This is a genomic window from Rhodanobacter sp. C03 (genome assembly GCF_002001175.1).
Taxonomy (GTDB): Bacteria; Pseudomonadota; Gammaproteobacteria; order Xanthomonadales; family Rhodanobacteraceae; genus Rhodanobacter.
Genome location: NZ_MUNT01000001.1, coordinates 881,367 through 908,165, shown reverse-complemented (window position 1 = coordinate 908,165; position 26,799 = coordinate 881,367). Strand labels below are relative to the sequence as shown.

13 protein-coding genes are annotated in these 26,799 nt (G+C 65.5%); 6 read left to right on the top strand and 7 right to left on the bottom strand.

Going from position 1 to position 26,799, the window contains the following annotated elements:
- Positions 1-29: 29 nt before the first annotated feature.
- From B0E48_RS03770 to B0E48_RS03750, 5 genes are all read right to left on the bottom strand, one after another.
- Positions 30-563 carry a tetratricopeptide repeat protein gene (locus tag B0E48_RS03770; protein WP_077516087.1) on the bottom strand — a complete coding sequence of 178 codons (534 nt, stop codon included), beginning with the start codon at positions 561-563 and terminating at the stop codon, positions 30-32.
- 2 nt (positions 564-565) lie between these two features.
- Positions 566-2,908 carry a penicillin-binding protein 1B gene (gene mrcB / locus B0E48_RS03765; RefSeq protein WP_077516085.1) on the bottom strand — a complete coding sequence of 781 codons (2,343 nt, stop codon included), beginning with the start codon at positions 2,906-2,908 and terminating at the stop codon, positions 566-568.
- 193 nt (positions 2,909-3,101) lie between these two features.
- Positions 3,102-3,941 (bottom strand): NAD-dependent epimerase/dehydratase family protein, encoded by an 840-nt coding sequence (locus B0E48_RS03760; RefSeq protein ID WP_077516083.1) that lies wholly within the window; start codon positions 3,939-3,941, stop codon positions 3,102-3,104.
- 7 nt (positions 3,942-3,948) lie between these two features.
- Positions 3,949-5,640, bottom strand: a complete 1,692-nt coding sequence (locus tag B0E48_RS03755) for a hypothetical protein (protein WP_077516081.1) — start codon at positions 5,638-5,640, stop codon at positions 3,949-3,951.
- A gap of 155 nt (positions 5,641-5,795) precedes the next feature.
- Positions 5,796-7,922 (bottom strand): bifunctional (p)ppGpp synthetase/guanosine-3',5'-bis(diphosphate) 3'-pyrophosphohydrolase, encoded by a 2,127-nt coding sequence (locus tag B0E48_RS03750; protein ID WP_077516079.1) that lies wholly within the window; start codon positions 7,920-7,922, stop codon positions 5,796-5,798.
- An 8-nt stretch (positions 7,923-7,930) separates the two neighbouring features.
- On the opposite strand from B0E48_RS03750, the gene B0E48_RS03745 reads away from it, so the two are divergent.
- Positions 7,931-8,575, top strand: coding sequence for a hypothetical protein (locus B0E48_RS03745; RefSeq protein WP_254423836.1), 645 nt, complete (start codon positions 7,931-7,933; stop codon positions 8,573-8,575).
- Positions 8,576-8,584: 9 nt separating this feature from the next.
- Here B0E48_RS03745 and hrpA read toward each other — a convergent pair whose 3' ends face one another.
- Positions 8,585-12,721 (bottom strand): ATP-dependent RNA helicase HrpA, encoded by a 4,137-nt coding sequence (hrpA, locus tag B0E48_RS03740; protein ID WP_077516942.1) that lies wholly within the window; start codon positions 12,719-12,721, stop codon positions 8,585-8,587.
- A 135-nt stretch (positions 12,722-12,856) separates the two neighbouring features.
- On the opposite strand from hrpA, the gene B0E48_RS03735 reads away from it, so the two are divergent.
- Positions 12,857-13,324 carry a Dps family protein gene (locus tag B0E48_RS03735; RefSeq protein ID WP_077516077.1) on the top strand — a complete coding sequence of 156 codons (468 nt, stop codon included), beginning with the start codon at positions 12,857-12,859 and terminating at the stop codon, positions 13,322-13,324.
- 93 nt (positions 13,325-13,417) lie between these two features.
- Here the strand turns inward: B0E48_RS03735 and B0E48_RS03730 are convergent, their stop codons facing one another.
- Entirely contained in the window at positions 13,418-16,081 is a 2,664-nt protein-coding gene (locus B0E48_RS03730; protein ID WP_077516075.1) for a pitrilysin family protein, read from the bottom strand.
- A gap of 479 nt (positions 16,082-16,560) precedes the next feature.
- On the opposite strand from B0E48_RS03730, the gene B0E48_RS03725 reads away from it, so the two are divergent.
- The 4 genes from B0E48_RS03725 (at position 16,561) to B0E48_RS03710 (ending at position 26,665) form a co-directional block, all read left to right on the top strand.
- Complete coding sequence (locus B0E48_RS03725) at positions 16,561-19,194, top strand: glycosyltransferase family 2 protein (protein WP_077516073.1); 2,634 nt, start codon at positions 16,561-16,563, stop codon at positions 19,192-19,194.
- Positions 19,195-19,326: 132 nt separating this feature from the next.
- Entirely contained in the window at positions 19,327-21,102 is a 1,776-nt protein-coding gene (locus B0E48_RS03720) for an autotransporter assembly complex family protein (protein ID WP_077516071.1), read from the top strand.
- Between the two features lie 7 nt (positions 21,103-21,109).
- A complete protein-coding gene (locus B0E48_RS03715) occupies positions 21,110-24,898 on the top strand; it encodes a translocation/assembly module TamB domain-containing protein (protein ID WP_254423835.1) in 3,789 nt (1,262 codons plus the stop codon).
- A 108-nt stretch (positions 24,899-25,006) separates the two neighbouring features.
- Positions 25,007-26,665: a DUF3300 domain-containing protein gene (locus tag B0E48_RS03710; RefSeq protein WP_139350137.1), complete on the top strand. Its 1,659-nt coding sequence runs from the start codon at positions 25,007-25,009 to the stop codon at positions 26,663-26,665.
- Positions 26,666-26,799: the final 134 nt, after the last annotated feature.

Below are 26,799 nucleotides of genomic sequence, written 5' to 3'. Positions count from 1 at the left end.
CCGTGTAATGGGTCGACAGCGGGCCGCACTCAGTACCGCGGAACGCCACCCTTGTGGCACTGCTGCACCCACTTGCGTGCGGTGTCGGCACCGGCTTCGTCGCCAGCCTGCAGGCGCATCTCGACGATGGTCTGCCAGTTGCGCGCACACAGCGGGCCGAGTTTGGGACCGAGCGACCACGACTGGTGGGCGAGCCTTTCCGCGGTGGCGAAGTCCTTCAGGCGTATCGCGATCTCGGCGCGATCCTGCAGCAGGTCGGGCGAGTCCGGGCTGAGCTTGAGTGCCTGATCGAGCTTGGCGGCCGCGTCCGCATAGCGACCAGCCTGCTCGTCGGTGCTGGCAACGTCTTGCAAGGCGGAGACCCCGGGATCGCGCAGCGGGTTGACGTCGATGACGGACTTTTCGCGATCGCCGGCCGCATGGATCGCACCGATCATGTCGTGATCCGGCACCGCCGCCGGCGTGGCCGGAGTCGGCGTACGCTCGAACAGACTGCAGCCGCCGAGCACGCCGGCAGCCAGCAGCAAGGGAAGTACGCACGATCGCTTGAACGGATGCAGCATGGTCAGTTCCGGATGGAGGTATCGGTGGCGGCAGGCGTGGCGCTGCCGGCGGAGGCAGGATGGTCGCCGCCGAACAGGCTCTGTACACCTTGCCAGAAACAGCCTTCGGTATCGCTGGACAAGCTGCCGGCAATCACCGGCACCTGCAGCGCACCTTCGCACTGCGCCTCGGTGCGCTTGCCGTCGGCCGGGTTGATCCAGGCCATTTCCAGTCCCGCCGCCGGCGCGGCGGAAAGCGGCTGGGTCGGCAGCTTGGCAAACAGCTCGCGCCATGCGCGCAGCGCACCGGTAGCGCCGAACAGGCCGGTTGATTTGTTGTCGTCGCGACCCATCCAGAACACCGCCAGATGCTCGCCGGTGAAACCGGCAAACCAGCTGTCGCGGGTGTCGTTGCTGGTGCCGGTCTTGCCGGCGGCATGCAGCCACGCCAGCCCGGAACTGCCAATCGAGCTGGCAGTGCCGCGCAGCGCCACCTGCTGCATTGCCCAGGTGGTCAGATGCACCGCGTCCTGGTATTCGCCGTTGCCGGACTGCACCTGATAGCGCTTGATGGTGCGCCCGTTGCCATCGACCACGCCACGCACAGCCACCAGCGGCAATGCATGGCCGTCGGCGGCGATGTATTGATACAACTGGGTCAGTTGCAGCGGTGCCAGATCCAGCGCACCGATCAGCAGCGACGGGCTGGGATTGACGCCGGTGAGGCCGAACGATTCGAGGAACGATTTGATCCGCGGCAAGCCCACATCCAGGCCCAGCCGAATGCTTGCGATATTCCACGAACGCGCCAGTGCATCGACCATCGGCACCTGGCCGTGGCTCTGGTTGTCGTCATTCTGCGGCGTCCACGTGCTGCCGTCCGGCTGGCGCATGCTGAGCGGACTGTCGTCGAGCAGGCTGGCCAGGTTCCAGCGTTCGGGCTGGGTCAGCGCCACCAGGTAGACGAACGGCTTGATCGTCGAACCGACCGGGCGGCGTGCGTCTAGCGCGCGATTGAAGCCCTGGTCACCCGGAATCTTGCTGCCGACCACGGCCAGCACGCTGCCGGTTTGCGCATCGGTCACCACGGCCGCCGCCTGCAGCGTGTCAGCACGCTTGCCGAGGCTCTTCATCGTGCTGCTGATCGACTGCTCGGTATACAGCTGGGCGGCCGGATCGAGCGTGGTGAATACCGACAGATTGCCCTGGCTCAGGGTCTCGTCATCGAAATCGGCGGTGATCTGCGTGCGCACCAGCTGCATGAATGCAGGGAAACGGTTATGCGGCAGCTGACCGTTGCTGACCACATCCAGCGGCGCGGCCTGCGCGGCATTCACCTGCGCGGCGGTGAGCAGGCCGGTGCTGGCGAACTCCTGCAGCACCAGGTTGCGCCGGGTCAGCGCCCGTGCCGGCGCGCGACGCGGGTCGTAATAGCTCGGCCCCTTCACCATGCCGACCAGCAAGGCAATCTCCTGCGGCCGCAGATCCTCCAGTCGACGGCCGAAGTAGAACTCCGACGCCGCGGCAAAACCATGCACCGCCTGATCACCCTGCTGGCCAAGGAACACGTCGTTGACGTAGGCCTCGAGAATCCGGTCCTTGCTGTAGTGGGCCTCCAGCAACATCGACATCAACGCTTCGTTGATCTTGCGCGTGAAGTTCTGATCGCGGCTCAGGAACAGGTTGCGCACCAGCTGCTGGGTCAGCGTGGAGCCGCCCTGCACGGTATGTCCGGCACGCACGTTGGCGAACGCGGCGCGTGCAATGGCGCTGAAGTCGACGCCGATATGATGCTTGAAATCACGATCCTCGACCGCCTGCAACCCGCTGACCAGCAGCGGCGGCACGTCGGCCAGGCGCACGAAGCGGCGCTCCTCCTGCGTGGCGCCGTACAGCGTGGCGATACGCGCCGGGTCCAGATGAGCCAGCGCGATGTTCTTGTCGTTGGTCAGGTCCTGCACCGACTGCACATCGCCCTTGCCCAGGGTGACACGGATGCGTTTCGGCAGCTCGCCGCCGTCAGGGCCGGCGTAGCCACGCGAGGAAATCGTGTAACGCGTGCCCAGCCTCACCCAGCTGCCGGCCACCTGACCATGGCCATCCTCACTGTAGCCAGCGAAGGTCAGCTCCAGTTCCAGCGCCGCCGGGGTCATCGGCATGCCGGCGGCCAACGGCAATGGGCGCGCGTAGACACGGGTAGGCACTGCGAAGACCAGATCGTTGAAGCGATCCTGCACGCGCTTGTTCAGTACCAGCGTGTACGGCAGCACGAAGCCGAACAACAGGCCCATGCCGATCCAGAACGGAATGCGCAACCACGGCCAGCAGCGGTGCAGGAGCGAACGAGTACGGGTCAAAAAGGCCAACGTGGGGGAATCCGGCAGCAAAGTGTATCGATCATAGGGCCTGCACCCCGGCGCGCATATGAACGCCGGAGCCGGTTTCGGGGCGGAACGGTGGCAATGTGACCAATCACCTGCAGGAGCGGCTTCAGCCGCGATGCTCTGGTGTCGGGATTGGGATCAAGAGCGATCAAAAGCCTCGCGGCTGAAGCCGCTCCTACACAGGCGCCATCCACATCGACGGCTCCGGCCGGAACGGCCGCGGGTTGATGCCGAGCAGCCGCCGCAACTCGTCGTTGTCAGCTACCAGATCGGCGCTCAGCCGGTTCAACGGGCCACGCAACGGTGGCAGCACCTGTTGCCCCAGTCGCAGCAGCCACGCCGGCAGTGGTAGTGGCATGGTGGAACGCGGCAGGCTGCCACGCACGCGAGCAAACATCTCCGCGACCGGCAGCCGTTCGCCACCGCCTATCGGCAGGATCCGTCCGGCCGCCGCCGGGCATTCCAGCGCAGCCAGCACCGCCTGTGCAATATCGTCCGCATGCACCGGCTGACGCAGGCCGTTGCCGGCCGGCAACGGAAACAGTCGCAAGCGCATCGCGCGGCGCGCGATCGGGGTCAGGCTCTTGTCCAGTCCGGCGCCATAGATCAGGGTTGGCCGCAGCACCGTCCAGGCGCAGCCATGACGGGCGCAGGCGGTCGCCAACGCCGCCTCGCTTTCGCGCAACAGGCGCGAGATGTCACGCTCCGCCGGCACGCCGGAATCACGCTTGGTCTCGGCACTCATCGAACTGGTGGCGATCACGCGTGGCGCGTTGTTCAGCGGGACCTGCGACAACCATGCGGCCAGCGCCTCCAGCGGCCCGAAGCTGATGATCGCCGACAACGGCGGCAGCGCTGGCACGCTATCGGACAACGCGCCCTGCAACCATTCCACGCCGGTCTGCGCCGGTCGTGGTTGCCGGCTCAGCGCCAGCACCTGCTCGCCGCTGGCGCGCAGGCGCGGCAGCAGGAAATGACCGATCTGACTGCTGCCGCCAAGGACCAGTACTGTCATCCCACGCTCACGGGCTGGCCTGCAGTCGTGCGCTGAGATCCAGCACACGCGGATGATTCGGCGCAAGCTTGCGGGCGCGATCCAGCGACTGTGTGGCGCCCGCCCGATCACCACTCGCCAGCTGCTGCTCGGCCTGGTCGAGCCACGCTGACGCCAGCCGGTTGCCGAGCGCGCCCTGCGCGGCATTGCCGGGCGCCAGATCGGCGAGATTCGCCAGCATGTCGTTGGCCTGCCCCAGTTTTCCGCCGGCGAGATCCTGATTGAATTGCTGCTCGACCTGACCAGGCAGCGCCTGCAATCCCTGCTGGGCGGCCGCATTGTTGCCGTCGATAGCCAGCGCGCTGCGGTACAGGTCATACGCACTGTCGCCGGGCGGCATCATGATGTTGCCGTTCTGCGTAGCCACCTGGGCGCGTTGCACCAGCTGCGCCACCGCGGCACTTTGCTGCGGCGACAACGATGGCGGTGCGGGAGCGGCGGTTTCGTCATCCGGCGGCGCCGCAGCAGCAGGTGTTTGTGCAGCGCTGGTCAGACGCGCCCGTGCCGCCGCGAGGTCCGCCGATTTCGGCGCCAGCAGTGCAGCCTGATCGAGCAGTTTGCCGGCCTGCGTCGTGTCGCCGGCATCGATCGCCGCGTTCGCCTGCACGGTCAGCGCCTCGGCCACGTCGCCGAGCCCGGCCCTGGCCTGTGCATTATCCGGATCGAGCGCGAGCGCCGCCTTGAAATGGGCCAGCGCGGTATCGTCGCCGGGACCGCCGATGCGGCCAGCGCGCAATGCGTCCTGACCTTGCTTGAGTGCCTCATCCAGCGCACTGCTGTCCTGCTGGTGCACCTGCGCCTGCCGCGCGCGCAGTGCCGGCAACGCACCGTTGTTCGGCTGCAGGGCGGCAAGCTGTTCGATGCTGGCGTTCGCCCCGACACTATCGTTCGCATCGAACGCCTTGCGTGCCCGCGTGGCCAGTGCATCGCCCACCTGATCCAGCCCGTGTGCCGCCACCGCGTTGCCGGGATCGGCCTGCAGCATCTGCCGGTACAACGCACCGGCACCCTGCGGACCATCCAGCTGACCGGCAGCGAGTGCCTGCCGGGCACGTTCGACCAGATCCACGGTCTGCACCTGTGCGCCACGGGCGCTGCTGATCGAGTGATCGAGCCGGTCGATGTCGCTGCCGCCGCCGAGCAATTCACGGGCGACCGCCGCCTGTTGTGCCGCCTGATCGAGTCGGCCCGCCTGCATGGCGGCATCGGCCTGTGACAACTCGGCCTGACCCACCTGGCGCAGACCATCGCGGGCGCGATCATTGTCCGGTGCCAGCGCCAGCGCAGCCTGGAACAGCTCGCGCGCACTGGTGCCGTCCTGGCCATCCAGATGGCCGGCCTGCAAGGCCTGCTGCGCCTGCCCCAGCACGTTGTTGAAATCGGTGCGTGGCAACATCCCGCGCAGGCGGTTCTGGTTGAGCCAGAGCCCGGCCCCCAATCCGACCACCAGCACCAGCAGCAAGGGCAGCAGCCAGCCACGTCGACGGCCGCGACGCGGCGGCGATGGTGCGCGCGTGCGCGAATGGCGCGGCTCGACCGTCACCTGCGGCAGGCCGTCACCGGCTGGCGCGCGCGGCGCATCCAGGTGATCGATATCGCCCAGGGTGGGTTCGGTGCGACCGTGTGAATCCGCTTCGTGCTGGTCTCGGCGTCCGCTCATGATCCATGTCTGTGCAAGCAACGGATGCAGCTTAGCATCGGGCTGTCGACGCGCTTCGCGCCGCCGCAACGCGCGTTCAGCTTGCGGCGCACGCGACCCGGCGAATCCTGCTCGCAATGCTGTCCGGACTTGGACTCTTGCAGGGGCCAGCTAGTTCAGCCGGTACCGACGCGCCGCACGTCGACCACGTTCGGCAGCGCCTGCAGCTTGCCGAGCAGGGTCGACAGCTGGTCGAAGTCGCGCACACGCAGGGTGAAGCGCATCTCCACCTCGCCGCTGTTCGCGATCAGCCGACTGGACGAGGCAATGATGTGGGTGCCGGCATTGCTGATGAGTCCGGTGACGTCTTTCTGCAGACCCTTGCGATCGTAGCCGCGCAGCTCGACATCAACCTCGTAGGCCTGCGCCGCGGCACGTCCCCAGCTGACCTCGATCACCCGATCCGGATCGCGTCGTGCCAGTCGCGCGAGGCTGCCGCAATCCGAGCGATGCACCGATACACCGCGGCCGCGGGTGATGAACCCGCGTACCGGGTCGCCGGGCAGCGGCTGACAGCAGCGCGCCAGCGTGGTCAGCAGGTTGCCGATGCCCTCGATGCTGAGCGCGCCATGTTCGGGCGCCGTCGCGCGCGCGCCGACCGGTGCCATCGATGGTGCCGGCTCCACTGGCTGTGCGGCCTCCTGCAGCACACGGGCGATCTGGCCGGGCGTGATCTCGCCCAGCGCCAGCGCAATCAGCAGCTCGTCATGATTCTTCAGACGGAAATGCGCCGGCAACTTGGCCACGTCCGTCGTCGACAATGCGAGGCGCTTCAGCTCGCGCTCGAACATGCCGCGGCCAACCGCGAGGTTGGTGTCGTGGGCGATCCGATGGAACCATGCGCGCACCTTGTCCTTCGCCCGCGCCGTGTTGAGGTAGCCGTGATGCGGCGATAGCCAGTCACGACTGGGATCGGCCACCTTGGCAGTGAGAATTTCCACGCGATCGCCGCTCTGCGGCTGGAACGTCAGCGGCACGATGCGGCCGTTGACCTTGGCACCGCGGCAACGATGGCCAACCTCGGTGTGCACCAGATAGGCAAAGTCCAATACGGTCGCGCCGCGCGCCAGATCGAACACCTCGCCCTTGGGCGTCAGCAGGTAGACGCGGTCCTCCAGCAATTCGGTATGCAGGTCGGCCGCCAGCGCATTGTCGTCTTCGCCGCGCGGCTCCAGCAGCTTGCGCATCCAGGCGATCTTCGCCTCGAACTCGGCATCGGCGCTGCCGCCCTCCTTGTAGCGCCAGTGCGCGGCCACGCCCAGCTCGTTCGCATGGTGCATGTCGTGGGTGCGGATCTGCACTTCCAGCGTGCGCCCGGCCGGCCCCAGCACGGCGGTATGCAGCGACTGGTAGCCATTGCCCTTGGGCCGCGCGATGTAGTCGTCGAACTCGCCCGGCAGGTGCGGCCAGCGTGCATGCACCACACCGAGTGCGGCGTAGCAGTCGGTGACGTTGTCAACCAGCACGCGCACGGCGCGGATGTCATACAGGTCGGAGAACTCCAGCGCCTTGCGCTGCATCTTCTTCCAGATCGAATAGATGTGCTTCGGCCGTCCGGCCAGATCGGCACGGATACCGGCTGCTTCGAGCGCGCTTCCCAGTTCATCCAGCGATTCGCGGATGAAGGTCTCGCGGTCGGCACGGCGTTCGTCCAGCAGTTGCGCAATGCGCCGATAGGTGTCCGCCTGCAGGTAGCGGAAAGCCAGATCCTCCAGTTCCCACTTCAGCTGCCAGATGCCGAGCCGGTTCGCCAGCGGCGCGTGGATGTCGCGGGTCAGCCGTGCCAGTGCCTCCCGCTCCGGCTCAGGCAACTCGGCCGCCGCACGCATGCGTGCCAACTGCCGTGCCAGCAGCACGAACACCACGCGCAGGTCGCGCACGATCGCCAGCAACAGCCGGCGCAAGCCTTCGGCGGCACCTTCGGGCGACCGCTGTGCATGCAGCGCCCATACCTGCTCGGCCGCCTGTTGCCCGCTGACCAGTCGCTGCAACTCCGCCGGCAGGGTCGCAGCCTGCGCGGCCCACAGTGCCGGATCGACCCGTGCCAGCTCGAACCACAACGCCGCCGCCTGGGTCTGCGCATCGCAGCCGAGCATGCCGAGCAGCTCCAGCACGTCGCCACACTCCGCCTCGGGAACGGAATGTGCGGCACACACCTGCAGCGCCCCGGCCAGCAGCGGCGGCAAGCTGCCGGCACGATCGCGCCACGACAGCAGGCTGGAGGATTTGACGGCTCGGGCCATGAAACAGGATGTCCAGTACGAACCGCTATGGTAGCCGCAGCGATGTGTCGCCAGCCGTCATCCACGTGAACAACTGGGCCAGCGTGAGTGCGATGCTTGGCCTGGAGGTGGTTTACCGCGCAGAATCGCGCATCATTCCGTTCCACGATCCATCGTGCCCAGAGGATTCACCCATGCCGATCCGCCCCCGTCATCTGATCCTTTCCATGCTGCTGGTGCTGCCGTTGTGCGGTCTGTCCGTGCACGCCCAGCAGGCCAGCGGCTTGCAGCAGCGCATGAGCGACACCGAGTTCAAGGCGGCCGGACTGGACAAGCTGTCGCCGCAGGAACTGGCCAATCTCGACAGTTGGCTGAGTACACACGGCAAGGTCACCACGAAAGTGGTCGACGCCAGCGGCAAGCCGATGTTCTATGCCGACAAGGCCACCCGCACCAAGATCAACGCGCATATCGTGGGCCACTTCGGTGGCTGGCATGGCAACGACGAGTTCACCCTGGACAATGGTCAGGTATGGAAGCAGGCCAGCTCGGATGCGCCCTCCTGCATGAGCGCCGACAACCCCGTCGTCAAGGTCAAGCCGTCAATGATGAGCAGCTGGCTGATGTATGTGACCGGCTGCAACGGCGATGTGCACGTCGAGCGGGTGCGCTGACCACGCGACTCAGCCCAGCGCTGCCAGCGCCTTCGCCAGCCGCTTCGCCGAGACCGGTTCGGCGGTCTTCAGTTCCTGCGCGAACAGCGACACGCGCCATTCCTCGATCAGCCAGCGCAGCTCGGCCAGGTTCTCCGCGCCGGTACCGGCGGCGCGGTGCTGCAGGTACGCACGCCAGTACGGCATGACCTGCAGCATGCGCTGCTGGTCCTTCGCCGGATCCTGCCGAAGACGCTCACCGCGCAGGCGCATCGCCTTGAGGTAACGCGGATAATGCACCAGCCGCGACGTCGGCAGCTCACGCAGGAAGCCCGGCGTCAGCAAGGCGTCGAACTGTTCGCGCAGGTCGTCGTAGCTGGCACGCGCGAAGCCCAGCAAGGGTGGCTGCAGCCACGGCTTCAGGTCGGCCTGTGCCTCGATGATCGGCTCGGCCAGCTTCAGCCGCTCGACGCCGGCGCCGAACAGCTCGCGCGAAAATTGCGTGCGCAGCTTTTCGAACGCACCGGCCGTGCGCACGTCCAGATCATGCTGTTCGAGCAAGTCGCTGAAGCCGCCCTCGAGCAGATCCTCGCGCAGCCCTTCGACACCGCCGAGCGGTGCGTACTTCAGCGCCAGTGCGTTGCCGATCGGCAGGCGCCGACGTGCCTGCTTTGCATCGCTGGTCAACGCATTGCGCAGCAGCCGCACCACGCCTTGCCGGTGCGCCGCGCGCGCTTCGTCGCTGCGTTCGAACACGCGCAACGCCACCGTTTCGCCCAGATCGACCAGCGCCGGGAATGCTGTCAGGCCGCCGCCGGAACGCACCTGCGCGGGGATCTCCTCGAAATCCCAGCTGGCCACATCCTCGCGGGTCAATTCGATATCGGTGTTGCGCGAGAACGCTTCCCGAGCCTGACCTTCCCACTGTCCACGCAGCGCGGCGAGGTCGCGGCCGCTGGTCAGCGTTTTCCCGTCCTCATCGTGCAACCGGTAACGCATGCGGAAATGCGGCGGCAGCTCGACGGCGGAAAATTCCGCCGCGGCGATGTCGACACCGGTGGCGCGCTTGAGGAACGTCGCCAGCGTTTTCGCCAGCGGCTCGTCGCGCGGCGACTCGGCTTCGACAAACGCCCGCGCGAAATCCGGCGCCGGCACGAAGTTGCGGCGCAGTGCTTTGGGCAGACCACGGATCAGCTCGGCCACCTTCTCACCCAGCAGGCCAGGCACCAACCATTCGCAACGAGCGGGCGACAGCGCGTTCAACATCGCCAGCGGCAGATGAAGGGTGACGCCGTCGGCTTCGTCGCCGGGTACAAAGCGATATTCCAACTTGTACCTTTGTGGCCGCTCCTGCGCATCCTGCGCCCGATCTTTGGGTGCCTCCTCTTGGGGCGCTCGCGGCAGTCGGCCATCCATGGCCAGCGGCGGGATTTCGAGCGCGGCAGGAAACGCCTTCGCATCCAACCCCGCACCACCGACCATCACGTCATCCAGCGACCAACGCAACGCCGCCTGCTCTGCCGGGCGCGCCTTGCGATACCACGCGTCCAGTGCGCGACTGCTGGCGATCTCCTCGGGCAGCTTGCCTTCGAAGAACGCGACCAGATCGTCCTCGTGACGGATCAGTCCTTCGCGACGCTGCTTCGCCTCGATGCCGAGCGCATCTTCCAGCACACGCTGATTCGCGCGCACGAAATCAGCGCGGCTGTCGATGTCACCACGCACCAGCGCCTCGCGCAGGAAGATCGCGTGCGCCAACGCCGGATCCTGCGGCTGGAACGTCACCGGACGCTTCTCCACCAGCACCAGACCGAACAGGCTGACCTGCTCGTACGCCACCACGCAGCCGCGCTTCTTCGACCAGTGCGCCTCGCGGCAGCTCGTGCGCAGCAGATGCGCCGCCTGCTGCTCGACCCACAACGGCTCGACTCGCGCATTCATCATGCCCCACACGCGACCGCCCACATCGAGAATCTGCGCGGAGAAGATCCAGTTCGGTGGCACCTTGGACAGTGCCGAGCCGGGAAATACGTGGAACTTGCGCTCGCGCGTGCTCTGGTACACGTCTTTCTCGTCCTTGCGGCCGACCTGAGTCGGCAGGCCGGCCAGAAGGCTGCGGTGTACCGATTCGTAGAGACGATCAGCTGAGTCGCTGTCCTGACTCCCTCCTCTGCTTGCAGGGGAGGGTTGGGCAGGGGTTCGCTTTTGACTTTGTGCAACAGAGCGAAAAGCCTCATCCCCTCCCAGCCTCCCCCTGCGCGCAGGGGGAGTAGTCCGGTGTGCATTCCGCGCTTCGTCCTGAGCGGGAGACGAAACATCCTGCTTCCAGCCAAGCTCCTGCACTACCAGCAACAATTGTCGATGCAGCTCACGCCACTCGCGCATGCGCATGAAGCTGAGGAAATGCCGCGAGCACCAGTCGCGCAGTTTCGACTGGGTCAGTTCCTCGTGCGCGTCGTGATAGGCACGCCACAAGTTCAGCACGCCGACGAAATCGGATTTCGGATCGGTGAACAGGGCATGCGCGGCGTCGGCCTGCTGGCGTGCATCGGAGGGGCGTTCGCGCGGGTCCTGGATGCTGAGGAACGACACAATGGTGAGCAGCTCGCGCAGCGAATGCAGCTTCTCACCCTCGACCAGCATGCGCGCCAGCTGCACGTCGATCGGCAGCCGCGCCAGCGTGCGGCCTATCGCAGTGAGTTTGCGCGCGTCGTCGATCGCCGAAATCTCGGCGAGCCGGCGATAGCCGTCCGCCACCACGCGCGGGTCGGGCGCCTCCAGGAACGGGAACGCTTCCACGTCGCCCAGCTGCAGCGCCAGCATGCGCAGGATCACGTTGGCCAGCGATGAGCGCAGCAGCTCCGGATCGGTGAACGCGGCACGGCTGGCGAAGTCCGCCTCGTCGTACAAGCGATAGCAGATGCCCGGCCCGACGCGACCGCAGCGGCCCTTGCGCTGGTCGGCGGCGGCCTGCGAAATCGGCTCCACGTGCAGCCGTTCGAGCTGACTGCGCTGGCTGTAGCGCTTCACCCGTGCTGTGCCGGTATCGATCACGTAGCGGATGCGCGGCACGGTGAGCGAGGTTTCGGCGACGTTGGTCGCCAGTACCACACGGCGCTTGATGCCGGGCTTGAACACGCGATCCTGATCGCCGGCGGAGAGCCGCGCGTACAGCGGCATGATCTCGGTCTCGCGGTATTGCCGCCGCGACAGCAGCTGATGCGCGTCGCGGATCTCGCGTTCGCCGGGCAGGAAGATCAGCACGTCGCCGCGCGGATCGTCGTGGCTGATTTCATCGAGCACCGCGGCGATATGTTCAGCGCTGCCCTGCTGCATGTCCTTGCTGCGGCCCTGCCGCGCGGCGACTTCCTCGAGCGAGCGCCAGCGCAGTTCGACCGGATATGCGCGCCCTTCCACTTCGACTACCGGCGCGCCGTCGAAATGCTCGGCGAAGCGCGCGGTGTCGATCGTCGCCGAGGTGACGATGATCTTCAGCTCCGGCCGCTTCAGTGCCAGCTGTTTCAGATAGCCGAGCAGGAAGTCGATGTTGAGGCTGCGTTCGTGCGCCTCGTCGATGATGATGGTGTCGTACGCGCTCAGCCACGGATCGCCCTGCGTCTCGGCGAGCAGGATGCCGTCGGTCATGAACTTGATCAGGCTGCGCTCGGACACCTGGTCGTTGAAACGCACCTGGAAACCGACGATGTCACCGACCTGCGTACCCAGCTCCTCGGCCACGCGACGGGCGACCGAGCGCGCGGCCAGTCGGCGCGGCTGGGTGCAGCCGATCATGCCCGCCTCACCGCGACCCGCAGCCAGGCAGAGCTTGGGCAGTTGGGTGGTCTTGCCCGAGCCGGTCTCGCCGGCGATCACCACCACCTGATGCTCGCGGATCAGCTTGATGATGTCCTCGCCGCGCGCGCTGATCGGCAGCGATTCGTCCAGGCTGATCGCTGGCTTGGCGGCGACGCGGGCGCGGCGCTTCGCCGCCGAACGCTCGATATCCGCGATCAATGCCGCCAGCTTGTTCGCGTCGGGCCGGCGCGACAGCGCACGCCAACGGCCCAGCAGGCGACCGAAGTCGCGGCTGGAAACCGTGTCCAGTTGCCTGCGCAGGTGGCGCAGGCCGGGATCGGCGGAGGCGTTATGTGGGCGGAGGTCGTTCATCGGACCGCACATGATAGCCGCTGGCGACTCGTCGGCCTGATAGCCACCGGCTATGGATTGCATCGGAAGGATTCATTTCCAGCACGATGGCGTAGTGGCTACTGTTTACCCATCCAACCCGTTAAGGAACAGCACATGGCCATTTCCATCGGTATCGCCAGGAAGGATCGTGAAGCAGTCGCCAAGCATCTGTCCAAGCTACTAGCCGACACCTATTCGCTATACCTGAAGACGCACAGCTTCCACTGGAACGTCACCGGTCCGCAGTTCAACAGCCTGCACACCATGTTCGAGACGCAGTACAACGCACTATGGCTGGCTGCCGACGAAGTCGCCGAGCGCATTCGCACGCTCGACGTGTTCGCGCCGGGTTCCTACAGCCAGTTCGGCAAGCTCACCTCGATCAAGGAGGAAGTCGGCGTACCGGAATGGAAGGAGATGGTGAACCAGCTGGTCGAGGGGCATGAGATGGCCGCCCACACCGCCCGCGGCACCATCAAGGCTGCCGATGCCGCCGGCGACGAAGGCACCGCCGACATGGTCACCGGCCGGCTGAAGGAGCATGAGAAGACGGCGTGGATGTTGCGCTCGTTGCTCAAGTAAACAAATTAGCCACACTGCATGAAGAAACGGCGCTGCTTCGAAAGCAACGCCGTTTCTAAACAGACAATGCCTGATTACCACTCAGAAAGACTCTTACCCCTTCGGCGCCGGCCCCTTGACCGCCGTGACGAACGCATCCGGTCGGATGTGTTTCGCATACGCCTGCTGCACCTCCGGCGCGGTGAGCTTGAGGTAATGCTCGCCAGCGATGGTCATCGCATCGAGCGGCTTGTCCTCGATCGACAGCGTGAGCAGCTGGTTGCCGATCGCACCGAAGCTCGATTCGCCCAGCGGGATCTGCCGCAGCAGAATGCCCTTGGCGCGCTTGAGATCGCTGTCCGATACCGGCGCCTGCTGCATTTGCTTCAGATCCTGCACCACAATGGCGCTGGCCGCAGCGACCTTGGCCGGATCGGAACCGAACGACACCGTATAGGTGCTGCGGTACCTGTCCAGATCGAACTTGGTGCCGACGTTGTAGACCAGCCCACGGGTATCGCGCAGGTCGTGGTACAGCCGCGACGCGTAGAAGCCGCCGCCGAGCACCTGGTCACCCAGGTTCAGTGCATAACGCGTCGGGTCGTTGCGGGTCACGTCGATGGTCTGCGCCATCTGCACGCTGTCCTGGCTGGCGCTGGTGTCGGGCACGTTGAACTGGCCGGCCTTGTTCGCCGGCACGGCGGCGTAGTCCACGTCCGGCTTCGCGCCTTCTGCCTTCCACGTGCCAAACGCCTGCTCCACCACCTGCTTGGCCTGTGCCGGATCGACCTTGCCGACGATGACGATGGTGGTCATGTCCGGGCGGAAGGTCTGCGCGTAATAGCTCTTCACCTTGTCCAGCGTCAGCCCGCTCACGCTTTCCGGGGTGGGATGGCGCAACTGCAGGTCATTCGCCGGCAGCAGGGCCTTGTCCAGGCCGAGCTCGGTGAGGAACTCCGGTGATTGCAGCTGGCCTGCCACCATGCCGGCTATCTGCTGCTGCACCACTGCGAAGGCCGGTGCCGGCATCGCCGGATGCAGCTCGTTGTCGGCCAGCAGCGCGATGCCGTCGGCGAAATGCGCGGAAGGTACCGACAGCGAGAAGCTGCTGCCGGCCGACTCCTTCGCGCTGATCGCATCCAGCGCCTGCTGCAACTGCAGCCGGTTCAGGCTGGCGGTGCCGAACGGAAACAGGCCATCGAGCACGTCCGCCACGCCCTCGTCATCCTTGCCTGCCTGCAGATCCTGGTTGGTCTTGATTCGGCCGAACAGCTCCACGGTGTCGCTGATCGACTCCGGCTGCATGATCAGCCGGATGCCGTTGGACAACGTATAGGACACCGGCTTGAGGGTGGATGGCGGCACCGCCAGTTTCGAAAACGCCTGCAAGGCCCAGTCCGGCAACGCCACCGGCTTGTCCGGACTGGAGGCGAAGCTCTCGGCGCCGCCGAAGCCCTTGCCTTCCACCGGCTTGCCGGAACTTTCCGGGGTGAGGATCGCGGTCACCGCGTGCGCCGGATCGAACGTGGCCCTGGCCAGCGCATTCACCGCCTCGGGCGTCACTGCCTCGAGTGCCTGCTTCATTGCGTCGGGTGAATCCAGTTCCTGGAAGGCCAGGGCTTGCGACCAGGCGTTGGCCAAGCCTTCCACCGAGTTCTTCTTGAACTCCAGCCCGGCAATCGCCTTGCGCTTGGCCGCCTCGACCAGGGCGGGATCGACGCCCTTGGTCGCCGCTTCGGTGAGGATGGATTGCATCTTCGCCAGCACCGGCTGCGGGTTGCCGCCGCGCGGGAAGATGCCTATCGCCACGGCCCCACCCGCCCGCGGCATCCACTCCCCGGAGAAGCCGCCATACAGCGCGGAGCCATCCATGCCCATGCCGAACAGCGCCGCCCGCTGCGAGCCCATCGCTTCACTCAACACCAGCGCCGTGGCGTAATCCTTGTCCCGCATGCCGGGCATGCGGTAGCCGATATAGACCGAGCCATACGGGCTATCGGTAGGCAGCTGCACGGTCTTCGCCTGCACCGGCTTGAAATCGAACGCTGGCCGCGCCGGCAGCTGCTTGCGCGGAATGTCGCCGAACTGCGTCTTCACCTTGGCCAGGGTTGCAGCCGGATCGACATCGCCGGTGATTACCAGGATCGCGTTGTTCGGCGTGTACCAGTTGTCGCGGAACGTGCGCAGCATCGCCGCGCTGGTCTTGTCGAACGACTCACGCGTGCCCAGCGGGGTATGCGCATACGGCGTGTCGTCGAACAGCTGCGCCAACAGCTGCGTGTAGAACTTGAAGTCGGGACTGGACAGGTCGCGCGAGACCTCCTGCTCGATCGCACCACGCTCCTTCGCCCACTCGGCATCGGCGATATCCAGCCCGCGCATGCGTAATGCCTCGGTGTGCAGCGCCACTTCCAGGTCCTGCGAGGGTGCCACGAAGTAGTACTGGGTCACGCCCTGCGTGGTGTCGGCGTTGAACGCGCCACCCATGTTCGCCGCGATCGCCGCCAGCTGATCCTTGCTCAGCCCCGGACTGCCACGGAACATCATGTGTTCCAGCGCATGCGCGCTGCCTGGGAAGCCATCCGGCACCTCGTCCGACCCGACCAGATAGTTCATCTCGGTGGTCACCACCGGCGCCAGCGCATCGCGCACGATCACCACGCGCAGGCCGTTGTCGAGGGTGGCACGGGTGACCTCCGCATCGTTCGTCTTCGCGGCAGCCGTAGTCACAAGAGCCAGCGCGATCGCGGCGGCCAGATAGCTCACAGGCTTTTTCACAAGATGTCCTCTAGGTTTACCAGCAAGATTTTCAGCATTCACCCGTCAGGCAGCCATGCGAAGTCCCCGACAGTGGTCCGCAGCAGGACGAACAGGTCTTCGACACCGGTTGGCTGACGATCGTTTCAGGGTGTCGAAATGATCGAAGAAGCCAAAGCAGCCAGCTGGACAGCCAGCACGACCGTCGTGACGCTCGATAGTGAATCCCGCCCCACGCCGGGTATCCATGACGCCATGCCCGAACAACCGCGTCCCTGACACCGCTACTCCCCAGTGGCCAGATGTTCCCTTGCCGGGTCAGGATGCCCCGGTGCCAAGTTTTATACGCAGGCCGCGGATGGGCGTCAACGAACCGGAATCCCTATTGCGGCTGACCTTGTGCTGACCACGGCCGACGATGTTTGTTGAGCCTGCAGCCCTGCATTGGTTAAGCTCGTCAGGCTTCATCGCCTGTTGCGCAGGCTTCCCCGGGAACTTTTTTGAGCGCCACCGCAGCAAACCACGACAGCCGACATCCCCTGCTCACAGCCCTGGTGCTTGCCTTGGTCGTGGCCGCGATGAATATCGGACTGTGGTGGTGGGGCAACCTGCCGCACGGTCCGGACGACTGGCATGGCAAGATCGGCGGCTTCTCGCTGTCGGTATTCCAGCGCTACCAGAGCCCGTTCAAGCCGAACGACTTCCCCGGCAACGACGATATCGCCGCCGACCTGAAGCTGCTGCACCGCTACACCGACAACGTGCGCACCTACACGATGCAGCAGAACCCGCAGCTGTACCGGCTGGCACAGAAGGAAGGGTTGAAGGTGATGGCCGGCGCCGAGATCGACAAGCGCCTGGACAACAACGAACGCGAGATAGCGCTGTTGATCGCCAAGGCGCGCGCATACCCCGACACGATCACCCGCGTCATCGTCGGCAACGAGGTGTTGTTCCGCAACGATCTCACGCCCGAACAGATGATGACCTACCTGGATCGCGTGCGTGCCGCCGTGCACCAGCCGGTGTCGATCGCCGAACCTGAATATATCTGGCTGAAGTATCCCGAGCTGGCCGACCATGTCGACTTCATCACCATCCACATCTTTCCGTTCTGGAACGGCATACCTGTCGTAACGAATGCCCTCGATCCGGCACAACGCAGTCCCGCATTGAACGCGGCACTGGGCTCGTACCAGGTCGTGCAGCAGCGTTTTCCGTACAAGTCCGTCGTGGTCGGCGAGATCGGCTGGCCGTCCAACGGCGACCGCCACGAGCATGCCGATCCGTCGGTATCCAACGAAGCGATCTTCATCCGCGACTGGTTGCTCGCGGCGAAGCAACGCAATATCGACTACTACCTGATGGAAGCGTTCGACCAGCCGTGGAAGGAAAACCTCGGCGAAGGTCGCACCGGCGCGTACTGGGGCATCTTCAATGCCGATCGCCAGCCGAAGTTCCCGTTTACCGGCCCGGTGACCGAGGACACCGCGTGGCCGTGGAAGGCGATTGCCGCCAGCCTGCTGGCGCTGCTGCCGATGATCTTCTTCGCGCGCCGCTTCAGCCGTTTCAAGCTGATGGGACGATTGTTCTTCTGCATGCTGATCCAGCTCGCCTGCGGCCTGATCACCTGGTCGGCCACGCTGCCGTTCAACTTCTACCTGAGCTGGATCGACTGGACCATGCTGGTGCTGTTGTTCCCGGCCCAGGTCGCGATCCTGGCGATCCTGCTGATCAATGGCTTCGAGTTCACCGAAGTGCTGTGGCGTCCCAAGTGGATGCGCCACGCCGGCATGCTGACGCCGGATCCGCCGGAGAAACAGCCGTTCGTGTCGATCCATCTGGCCTGCTACAACGAGCCGCCGGAGATGGTGATCGTCACGCTCGATTCGCTGGCCGCGCTCGACTACACCAACTACGAAGTGCTGGTGATCGACAACAACACCAAGGATCCGGCGGTGTGGAAGCCGGTGCAGGACTATTGCGAAAAGCTCGGCAAGCGCTTCCGCTTCTTCCATCTGGAACCGTGGCCCGGTTACAAGGCCGGCGCGCTGAACTTCGGCCTGAAGGAAACCGACCCGCAGGCCGACGTGGTGGCGGTGATCGATGCCGACTATGAGGTGCGCGCCGACTGGCTGGCCACGCTCACCGGGCACTTCCACGACCCGAAGGTCGCCGTGGTGCAGTGTCCGCAGGCGCATCGCGAGTTCGAGCACAACACGTTCCGCCGCATGACCGCCTGGGAATACGACGGCTTCTTCCGCATCGGCATGCACCATCGCAACGAGCGCAACGCGATCATCCAGCACGGCACCATGACGATGGTCCGGCGCAACGCGCTGGAAGGCACCGGCGGCTGGTCCGAGTGGACGATCTGCGAGGACGCCGAACTGGGCCTGCGCCTGATGCACGCCGGCTACGACCTGGTCTACGTCGACGAGCTGATGGGCAAGGGCCTGACCCCGGCCGACTTCAAGGCATACAAGAGCCAGCGCTATCGCTGGGCGTTCGGCGCGATGCAGATCCTCAAGGGTCGCTGGAGCTGGATGACCCAGCGCGGGCCGCTCAGTGCCGGCCAACGCTTCCACTTCCTCACCGGCTGGTTCAGCTGGTTCGCCGATGCGCTGCACCTGATCTTCACCCTGATGGCGCTGTTCTGGACCGCCGGCATGGTGGCGTATCCGCAGTACTTCAGCCTGCCGATGCAGCTGTTCCTGATCCCGGTGATTGGCTTCTTCTTCGCCAAGGCGATCTTCGGCATCGTGCTGTATCGCGCTCGGGTGCCATGCAGCTGGTACGACACACTGATGGCCTCGCTGGCCAGCATGGGCCTGAGCCACGCGATCGCCCGCGGCATCCTGCACGGGCTGACCCGCGAGAAGACCTCGTTCGTGGTCACCGCCAAGAGCCGGCGCCTGGGCGGCAGCAACTTCGCCGCGTTCGCGCCGGTGCGCGAGGAAGGACTGATGGCGATCGCGCTGATGCTGTGCATCGTCGGCATGGCCGAGGGCTACGGCACGCGCTACATCGAAGGCACCTTGTGGATGTTCATCCTCGCCGCGCAGTCGATCCCGTACGTCTCGGCCGTGGTCGGCGCGTGGATCGCGCACAAGGCGGGCGACAAGGCGGGTTGATATCGCCTCGGCGATATCAACAAATCAAGCATGACGCTTTGGCTCTGATGCCAGCGTAATAAGCAAGCCAACAGCGACTTGGGTAAGCTGCCCTCACCCCGTGAAGACGCCATCGAGGACGGAACCCCACGCATGCGCCGCCCCCACCGACGCCTGAGCCTGCTGTTACTGCCGCTGGTGCTGTTGTCGACACAGGCCCGGGCCGGCGTGCAGCTGACGGTGGACGGTGTCGACGATCCACTGAAAAGCGCGGTTACCTCCGGCGTCGAGCTGTCGCAATACGCCACTCGCGAGATCAGCGATGCGCAGGTGCGCCGTCTGTACGAACGGGCGACCGATCAGGTGAGATCTGCGCTGGAACCGTATGGCTATTACGACGCAACGGTCACCGGCGAACTGCAACAGGCCGGCAAGGACTGGCGGGTCACCCTGCATGTGAAGCCGGGTGAACCAGTCAAGGTCACCGCGGTCGATGTGCAACTGGACAAGACGGCTGCCGAGATCGCTCCAATACGCCGCGCGCAGCGTGCGATCGAACGGATGAAGGGCAAGACTCTCGATCACGGCGCCTACGACGCCGCCCGCGATGCACTGAGCGCACAGCTCACCGCGAATGGCTATCTGGATGCAAGGCTACTCACCCGCCGGGTCGAAGTGACCCGCGCCAATCGCAGCGCCAGCATCAAGCTGGCCTGGCAAGTCGGACCGCGCTACCGCTATGGCCAGGTGCACTTCGAGGGTTCGCAGTTCAACGACGGCTTTCTCGACCGCTACGTGCCGTTCAAGTCCGGCGACTACTTTTCGCAGGGTCAGCTGCTGCAACTGCAGCAGGCGCTGAACGGCGCCGACTATTTCGCGGTGGTCAACGTGCTGCCGGACGTGGATGAGGCGAAGGCCGGTGTGGTCGACATCAACGTAGAACTAGCGCCGGCCAAGCGGACGATCTATACCGGCGGCCCGTTCATCGGCACCGATACCGGCTTCGGTCTGCGCGCAGGCATCGAGCGACGCTGGGTGAACCGGCGCGGACACAAGTGGAAGAACGAGCTGGTCGTGGCGCAGCGGCTGAAGACACTGTCCACGCTGTATTCGATTCCGCTGCCCGGCGACAACCAGCGCAGCTACAACTTCGGTGCGAACTACCGCGACGCGGATACCGACACTTCGCAGTCACGCACGCTGGAGCTGGTCGCCAACGAGACCCGGCTGTGGCACGACTGGACGCGTACGCTGGGCGTGCATGCACTGGATGGCACGTTCACCGTCGGCAAGATCGGCAACGAGCCGGACAACACTCCCGGCATCGAACACGGTCGCAGCACGGAAGTGTTTGCCGAGGCGTCGCTGTCACGCAAGCAGGCCGACAACTTCGACTTCGTGCATCAGGGCTGGGCAATCAACCTGGCTGCACGCAGCACGGTGGGCAACCTGCTGTCCGACGCCAGCTTCAGCCAGCTCACTGCCGACGCGAAATGGATCCACGCGTTCGGTGAGCGCCAGCGCAACCGGCTGATCCTGCGCGGCAGCGCCGGCTACACCTGGACCGACGATTTCACCGCACTGCCGCCGCTGCTGCGCTTCTTTGCCGGCGGCGACCGTTCGGTGCGCGGCTACGGCTACCAGTCGATCGGCCCGCTCAACAGCGACGGCCGTGTGATCGGCGGCAAGAGCCTGCTGGTCGCCAGCACCGAGCTCGAGCATTACTTCACCCGCAACTGGGGCATGGCCGCCTTCGTCGATGCCGGCAATGCGTTCAGTGGCGTGGACTATCGACCGAAGATCGGTGCCGGTCTCGGCGTGCGCTGGCGCTCCCCGGTCGGCATGGTCCGTATCGACCTGGGCACGCCGATCAACGACTCGCAGGCGCACGGCATCGAGCTGCACCTGGTGATCGGGCCGGACCTGTGAGATGGACATGATGACCGCACCCGCCACTGCGCCCACCCCACCGCGTCGCCGACCCTGGTTGCGCTGGTTCGGCGTGGCGCTGCTTTTCATGCTGGTGCTGCTGGTCGTCGCGGCCGGCTGGCTGCTTGGCACCGCTTCCGGCCTGCGCTTTGCGTTGGCGCGGGTGCAAGCCGCCACGCATGGCGTTGTCGATGTGCAACAGGCGCAGGGGCGTCTGCTCGGTCCGCTGGATCTGGCTGGTATGCGCTACGACGATGGCAAGGGCACTGTGGTGAAAGTGGCGAAGGCGCATCTGGACTTTCGCGCCTGGCCGCTGCTGACCAAACGTGTGCACGTACTCGCGCTGGATATGGAAGGCGTTGACGTGACGCTGCCACCCTCGACGCCGGACAACAACAGCTCCGAAAGCTTCTCGCTGCAGCCGCCGATCGATCTGCTGCTCGATCGCATGCATGTCGGCACGCTGAAGGTGACCCAAGGCAGCCAACTCCTGTTCGCTTCCGACCGGCTCGACCTGGCCGGCGACTGGACCCGGCAGGGCATCGCGCTCAGGCAACTCGCCCTGCGGGCACCGGATGGCCACGTCGACCTCACCGGCACGCTGGCCATCGGTCAGCGCTACCAAGGCGATGGCCACGCGGGCTTCGCGTGGAAGCTCGGTGGCACCGACTACACCGGAAGTATGGTCACGCATGGTGACGGCAAGCGGGCGCATGTCGATCTCACCTTCACGGCACCGACGACCGCGCAACTACAGCTGACGCTGAGCCAAGACGGTGACTACGCATGGACCGCCACGCTCGACGCGCCGCGTTTCGATCCGCAGCCGCTGCTTGGCGACAGCTCGTTGAAGACACTGGCGGTTGCCGTGCAGGGCCACGGCGATCGCTACGGCGGCACGCTCGAAGGCAAGCTTGACCTCAACGACTACCAGCTGCTGTTGCAGCCGCTGCGCGCGTCTGTCAGCCATGACTTCAACACACTGACCCTGCAGCAACTCACGCTCGGCTCGCCGCAGATCAAGGGCAGCATCGCGGCCAGCGGCAGCGTGCAGCTCGACGCCAAGCCACTCAGCGCCGACCTGGACATCCGCTGGAGCGACCTGCTGCTGCCAGCCGAACTGGCCGGCCAGGTGCTGGCCAGCCATGGCGAACTGAAGGCCAGCGGCAGCACCGCGAAATACCACGCCGCAGGCGATGTCGCGATCGGTCCGCCCGGCAAGCTTGCCGCGCTGACACTCGATCTAGATGGCACGCCACAACAGATCACCATGCATACCCTGACGCTGAAACAGCCGCAGGGCCAGCTGCTGGCGAATGGTTTGCTGACCCTGCAACCGGTGCTGGCGTGGCAGGCCAACATCACTGCCAACCGATTCGATCCGAGCCAGCTGTTCGCCGGCTGGAACGGCGCGCTTGATGCCGATCTCGCCAGCAGCGGCAGCCTGCCCAGGGCTGGCCCCGACGCCGTGCTGGAAATCCGCAAGCTCGGCGGCAAGCTGCGCGATCGCACCGTCAGCGCCCGCGGCAAACTGCACCTGTCGCCGAACGAGGTGGTCGATGGCCAGCTTCAGCTGAGCTCAGGCGGCAGCACGGTGCAGCTGGAAGCACGGTCTGGCTCCAGCAACAACGTGGACCTGCAGCTGGCGATCGCCTCGCTGGGCGACTGGCTTCCGAATGCCGGCGGCCGTCTGGACGGCCATTTCAACATCGGCGGACGCCTTCCGAAACTCAGCATCAACGGCCAGCTGCGGGGTCAGTCGGTGAGCTGGCAGCAGCAGCGGGCCGACGCGCTGCACCTGATTGCCGGTATCCCCGACATCAGTCATCCGGCTGGCAAGCTGGACCTGCAGACGACCGGTGTGCATCTGCAAGGACTGACCTTCCAGTACCTCAACCTGCTCGCCGAAGGCAGTGAAGGCGACCATCGGCTGAGCCTCGACGCCCGCGGCAGCCAGCTCTCCGGCGCGCTGGCCCTGCACGGCGCACGCAAGGGCGACACCTGGAACGGGACGCTGGCGACGCTCAACCTCGAACCGCAGGGCATGCCGGGCTGGCGGCTGCAGCAACCCGCGCAGCTGGGTTACCGCGATGGCGCGATGAATCTGTCCGAGCTGTGCCTGAGTGCCGGCGACCCGTTGCTGTGCATTGCCGCGAAACAGGACAAGAGCGGCAAGCTCGACGCCAGCTACCGGTTGCGCGCCCTGCCACTGGCCCTGCTGCTGAACGCCACCGGCGAAGCCGGCCTGCCGGTCCGTGCCGATGGCGTGCTCGACGGTGCCGGAAAACTCCATTGCAACGCAGCTGGCGCGTTCAGCGGCACCGCCTCGCTCAACTCCACCCGGGGCAGCATCACCTATACCGACCGCCCCGACGCGCCCTTGCTGAGCTACGACCAGCTGAGCGTGGATGCCGAGCTCACGCCCGCCAGCCAGCGCATCAACCTGCGCAGTGGTCTCGATCAGGGTGGCCGTTTGGATGGCCAGATCACGATCAGCGGCGCACAGCAATCGCTGGGCGGCCAACTCAACCTGCGCCTGAACAACCTCGCCTTCCTCGAATTGCTGAGCAACGACATGGCGAACGTGAAAGGCCGCCTCGACGGCGCATTCCACTTCGCCGGCACGCTGCAGCAGCCAGCGATCAGCGGCCAGGCCACAGCCGCCGATTTCGCCACCGAGATACCCGCAGCCGGTCTCAAGCTCAGCCAGGGCCGGCTGCTGGTCAGCACCACGGATGCACAGCAGTTCCGTATCGACGGCAACGTGCAGTCCGGCAAAGGAAGCGTCTCAATCAATGGCATTGCCGGTCTTGGTGCGAACGCACGGACCACGATCACGCTCAAGGGCAGCCAGTTCACTGCCGCCGACATCCCCGCCGCCAAGGTGGTGGTCTCGCCCGATCTGACCGTGCAGCAGGATGCCAACGGCATCGCCATTGGCGGCAACGTCAAGCTCGACAGTGCCGACGTGAATGTGGACAAGCTGCCCGGCGCCGGCGCCACCAAGGCGTCGCCCGACGTGGTGGTGATCGACGAGAAGCAACGCGAACAGGCCAGTGGCCGGCTGCCAATCAGTGCGCAGGTCAAGGTGGACCTCGGCAGCAAGACCCATCTGGTCGGCATGGGCCTGGATGGACGACTCAGCGGCGTGCTCACCGTCATCGAGCGTCCCGGCCGCGCCACCACCGGCCAGGGCCAGATAGCCGTGAGCGGCACTTACCGTGCCTACGGCCAGAGCCTGCAGATCCAGCGCGGCCAGCTGCTGTTCGCCAGCACGCCGATCGACAACCCGGGCCTGAACATCCGCGCCATGCGCACACTCAACCCGAACGCCACCATCGACGAAGGCCAGGAAGTTGGCCTGCTGGTCTCCGGCACGGCACAGCGGCCGATCCTCACCGTGTTCTCCAATCCGGTAATGGAGCAGTCCGACGCACTGTCCTACCTGGTCACCGGCAAGCCGTTGTCGCAGGTGAAGGGTGGCGAAGGCGACATGGTCGGTGCCGCCGCTCAGGCACTGGGCTCGGCCGCCGGCGACCTGCTCGCCAAGAGCGTCGGTTCGAAGATCGGCGTGGACGACATCGGCGTATCCAGCAACGCGGCACTCGGCGGCAGCTCTGCGTTCACCGTGGGCAAGTACCTGTCGCCGCGGTTGTACCTCAGTTACGGCGTCGGCCTGTTCGAACCCGGCGAAGTCATCACCCTGCGCTATCGCCTCAGCCATCGCTGGAACCTCGAGGCGCAGAATGCCACCGACTTCAGCCGCGCCAGCCTGAACTACCGCCTCGAGAAGTAACACCGCGACAGCGGCCGTTCAAACGTCGCCCTGATAATCGATTCAACCTCGCACGTCCCCTTCCCCGGAGGTTGTCTCGTGATCCGCAAGCCCCTTGCACGAAATGCGATGCATGCCCTGCTCTGTGCAGGTTTCGTCACCATGGCCGGCTGCAATCAAGCGCCGGCACCGGCACAGAACCCCGCCAGTGCGGCCACGGCAGCCGCTGCGTCATCGACGGCACCGGCTCCAGCACAGACCTCCGCCGCAACGCAGGCCACGCCGTACACGCCACCTTCCGCCGACCAGCTCTACCAGCTGGTGGCGCCGATCGCTCTGTTCCCGGACAACCTGGTCGCCCAGGTGCTGGCTGGATCGACGTATCCGGAGCAGATCACCGCCGCGGACAATCTGCTGAGCCAAAACCCAGGCTTGAAAGGCGACGCATTGCAGGCGCAGGTCAACCCGCAACCGTGGGATGCCAGCGTGAAGGCATTGACGACCTTCCCTTCCGTGCTCGATCAGATGGCCAGGAACCCCCAGTGGACCAGCGCCCTGGGTGAGGCCTACGTCAACGATCCGGCCGACGTGATGAATGCCATCCAGGTGATGCGCCAGCGTGCGGCGCAAAAAGGCAATCTGCGCAGCAATGCACAGCAGGTCGTGCAGACTCAGCCTGTGACCACTCCCGCAGCTACCGAGTATGCCGACGATGATCAGGGCGGCGCCTACTATGACGGCCCCTCGGTGGTGGAAGCCCCGCCACAGACCATCGAAATCATGCCGGCGCAGCAGGACACGGTATATGTCCCCAGCTACGACCCGCAAACCGTCTATGGTGGCGACGTACCGGCCTATCCCAGCTATAGCTACGAAGAGCCGCGACGTTACAGCACGGGCGAAATCGTCACCGCGGGCGCCATCACCTTTGGTGCGGGCATCCTGATCGGCAGCTTGCTGGACAACCATCACCATGACGGCGGCGGCTACAACAATCCGCCACAACCATCGGGCGGCGGCTGGCACAGCTGGGGCATGAACTGGGGTGGTCGTGGCCAAGGCGGAGCTCAACAGCGACCCGCGGTCATCCACAACAACACGACCTATGTGTCGCGCTCCACCACCGTGGTCAATCGCTACACCACCAACAACATCAACAACAGCCGCACCACGATCAACAACGTCGACAACAGCCGCAACCAGGTCGTGCAGAACCGCGACGTGGGCAATCGAATGGTCAACAACCCGTCGCGCCCGGCAGTGAATGCCGTTCCGGCAGCGACACCGCACGGAGCCATGTCGATGCCGCATTTCGGCAAGGTGCCGCAGCAGGAGACGGTCAGGACGCAGCAAGCCCGACTGCCGGCGCATGAGCCAAACAATCTGGAACGAACGAATACCACAGCCCCGCATCCCGTCATGCCGCCGCACACTGAACCAGTGCATGTAGCGGTGACCGAACCGAACCGCGCCGCGCGACCGATGCCGGTGGCACAGCCGCAGCAGCGCGAAACTGTCAGGCCGATGCCGCAACAACACGCCACCCCGATGGCACGGCCTGCAGAAGCCCCTCACTTCGCACCTCGCCCCGCACCAACGCCTCATGAAGCTCCGCCACCTCATCAGGCTCCGCCACTCCGTGAAGCTTCGCCACCCCGGCAGGCTCCGCCACCTCGTCAACCTGCGGCTCCGGCGCAACGCCCTCATGTCGAGCATCCACCAGCACCTCCAGCGCATCCGAATACCGACAAGCACGACAAGAAGGACGACAAGAACGAGCATTCCTGAGGGAACGCCATGGCGCGCGCGTCACCCGCGGACGGTGCGCGCGCAAGAATCGGGCACGGCGCAGCAGGGCCGTGCCGATCTTGCGTGCCGATCTTGAATGTCGATGGGTACGGATGCCCTCACCTGGCTTCACG

What these genes read in the sequence shown, in the direction of transcription:
- B0E48_RS03755 (WP_077516081.1), bottom strand. Translation starts at nt 5,640, where the DNA reads ATGAGCGGACGCCGAGACCAGCACGAAGCGGATTCACACGGTCGCACC.
- B0E48_RS03720 (WP_077516071.1), top strand. Translation starts at nt 19,327, where the DNA reads ATGCGCCGCCCCCACCGACGCCTGAGCCTGCTGTTACTGCCGCTGGTG.
- B0E48_RS03750 (WP_077516079.1), bottom strand. Translation starts at nt 7,922, where the DNA reads ATGGCCCGAGCCGTCAAATCCTCCAGCCTGCTGTCGTGGCGCGATCGT.
- B0E48_RS03735 (WP_077516077.1), top strand. Translation starts at nt 12,857, where the DNA reads ATGGCCATTTCCATCGGTATCGCCAGGAAGGATCGTGAAGCAGTCGCC.
- B0E48_RS03760 (WP_077516083.1), bottom strand. Translation starts at nt 3,941, where the DNA reads ATGACAGTACTGGTCCTTGGCGGCAGCAGTCAGATCGGTCATTTCCTG.
- B0E48_RS03770 (WP_077516087.1), bottom strand. Translation starts at nt 563, where the DNA reads ATGCTGCATCCGTTCAAGCGATCGTGCGTACTTCCCTTGCTGCTGGCT.
- hrpA (WP_077516942.1), bottom strand. Translation starts at nt 12,721, where the DNA reads ATGAACGACCTCCGCCCACATAACGCCTCCGCCGATCCCGGCCTGCGC.
- B0E48_RS03715 (WP_254423835.1), top strand. Translation starts at nt 21,110, where the DNA reads ATGATGACCGCACCCGCCACTGCGCCCACCCCACCGCGTCGCCGACCC.
- B0E48_RS03710 (WP_139350137.1), top strand. Translation starts at nt 25,007, where the DNA reads ATGCATGCCCTGCTCTGTGCAGGTTTCGTCACCATGGCCGGCTGCAAT.
- B0E48_RS03745 (WP_254423836.1), top strand. Translation starts at nt 7,931, where the DNA reads ATGTCCAGTACGAACCGCTATGGTAGCCGCAGCGATGTGTCGCCAGCC.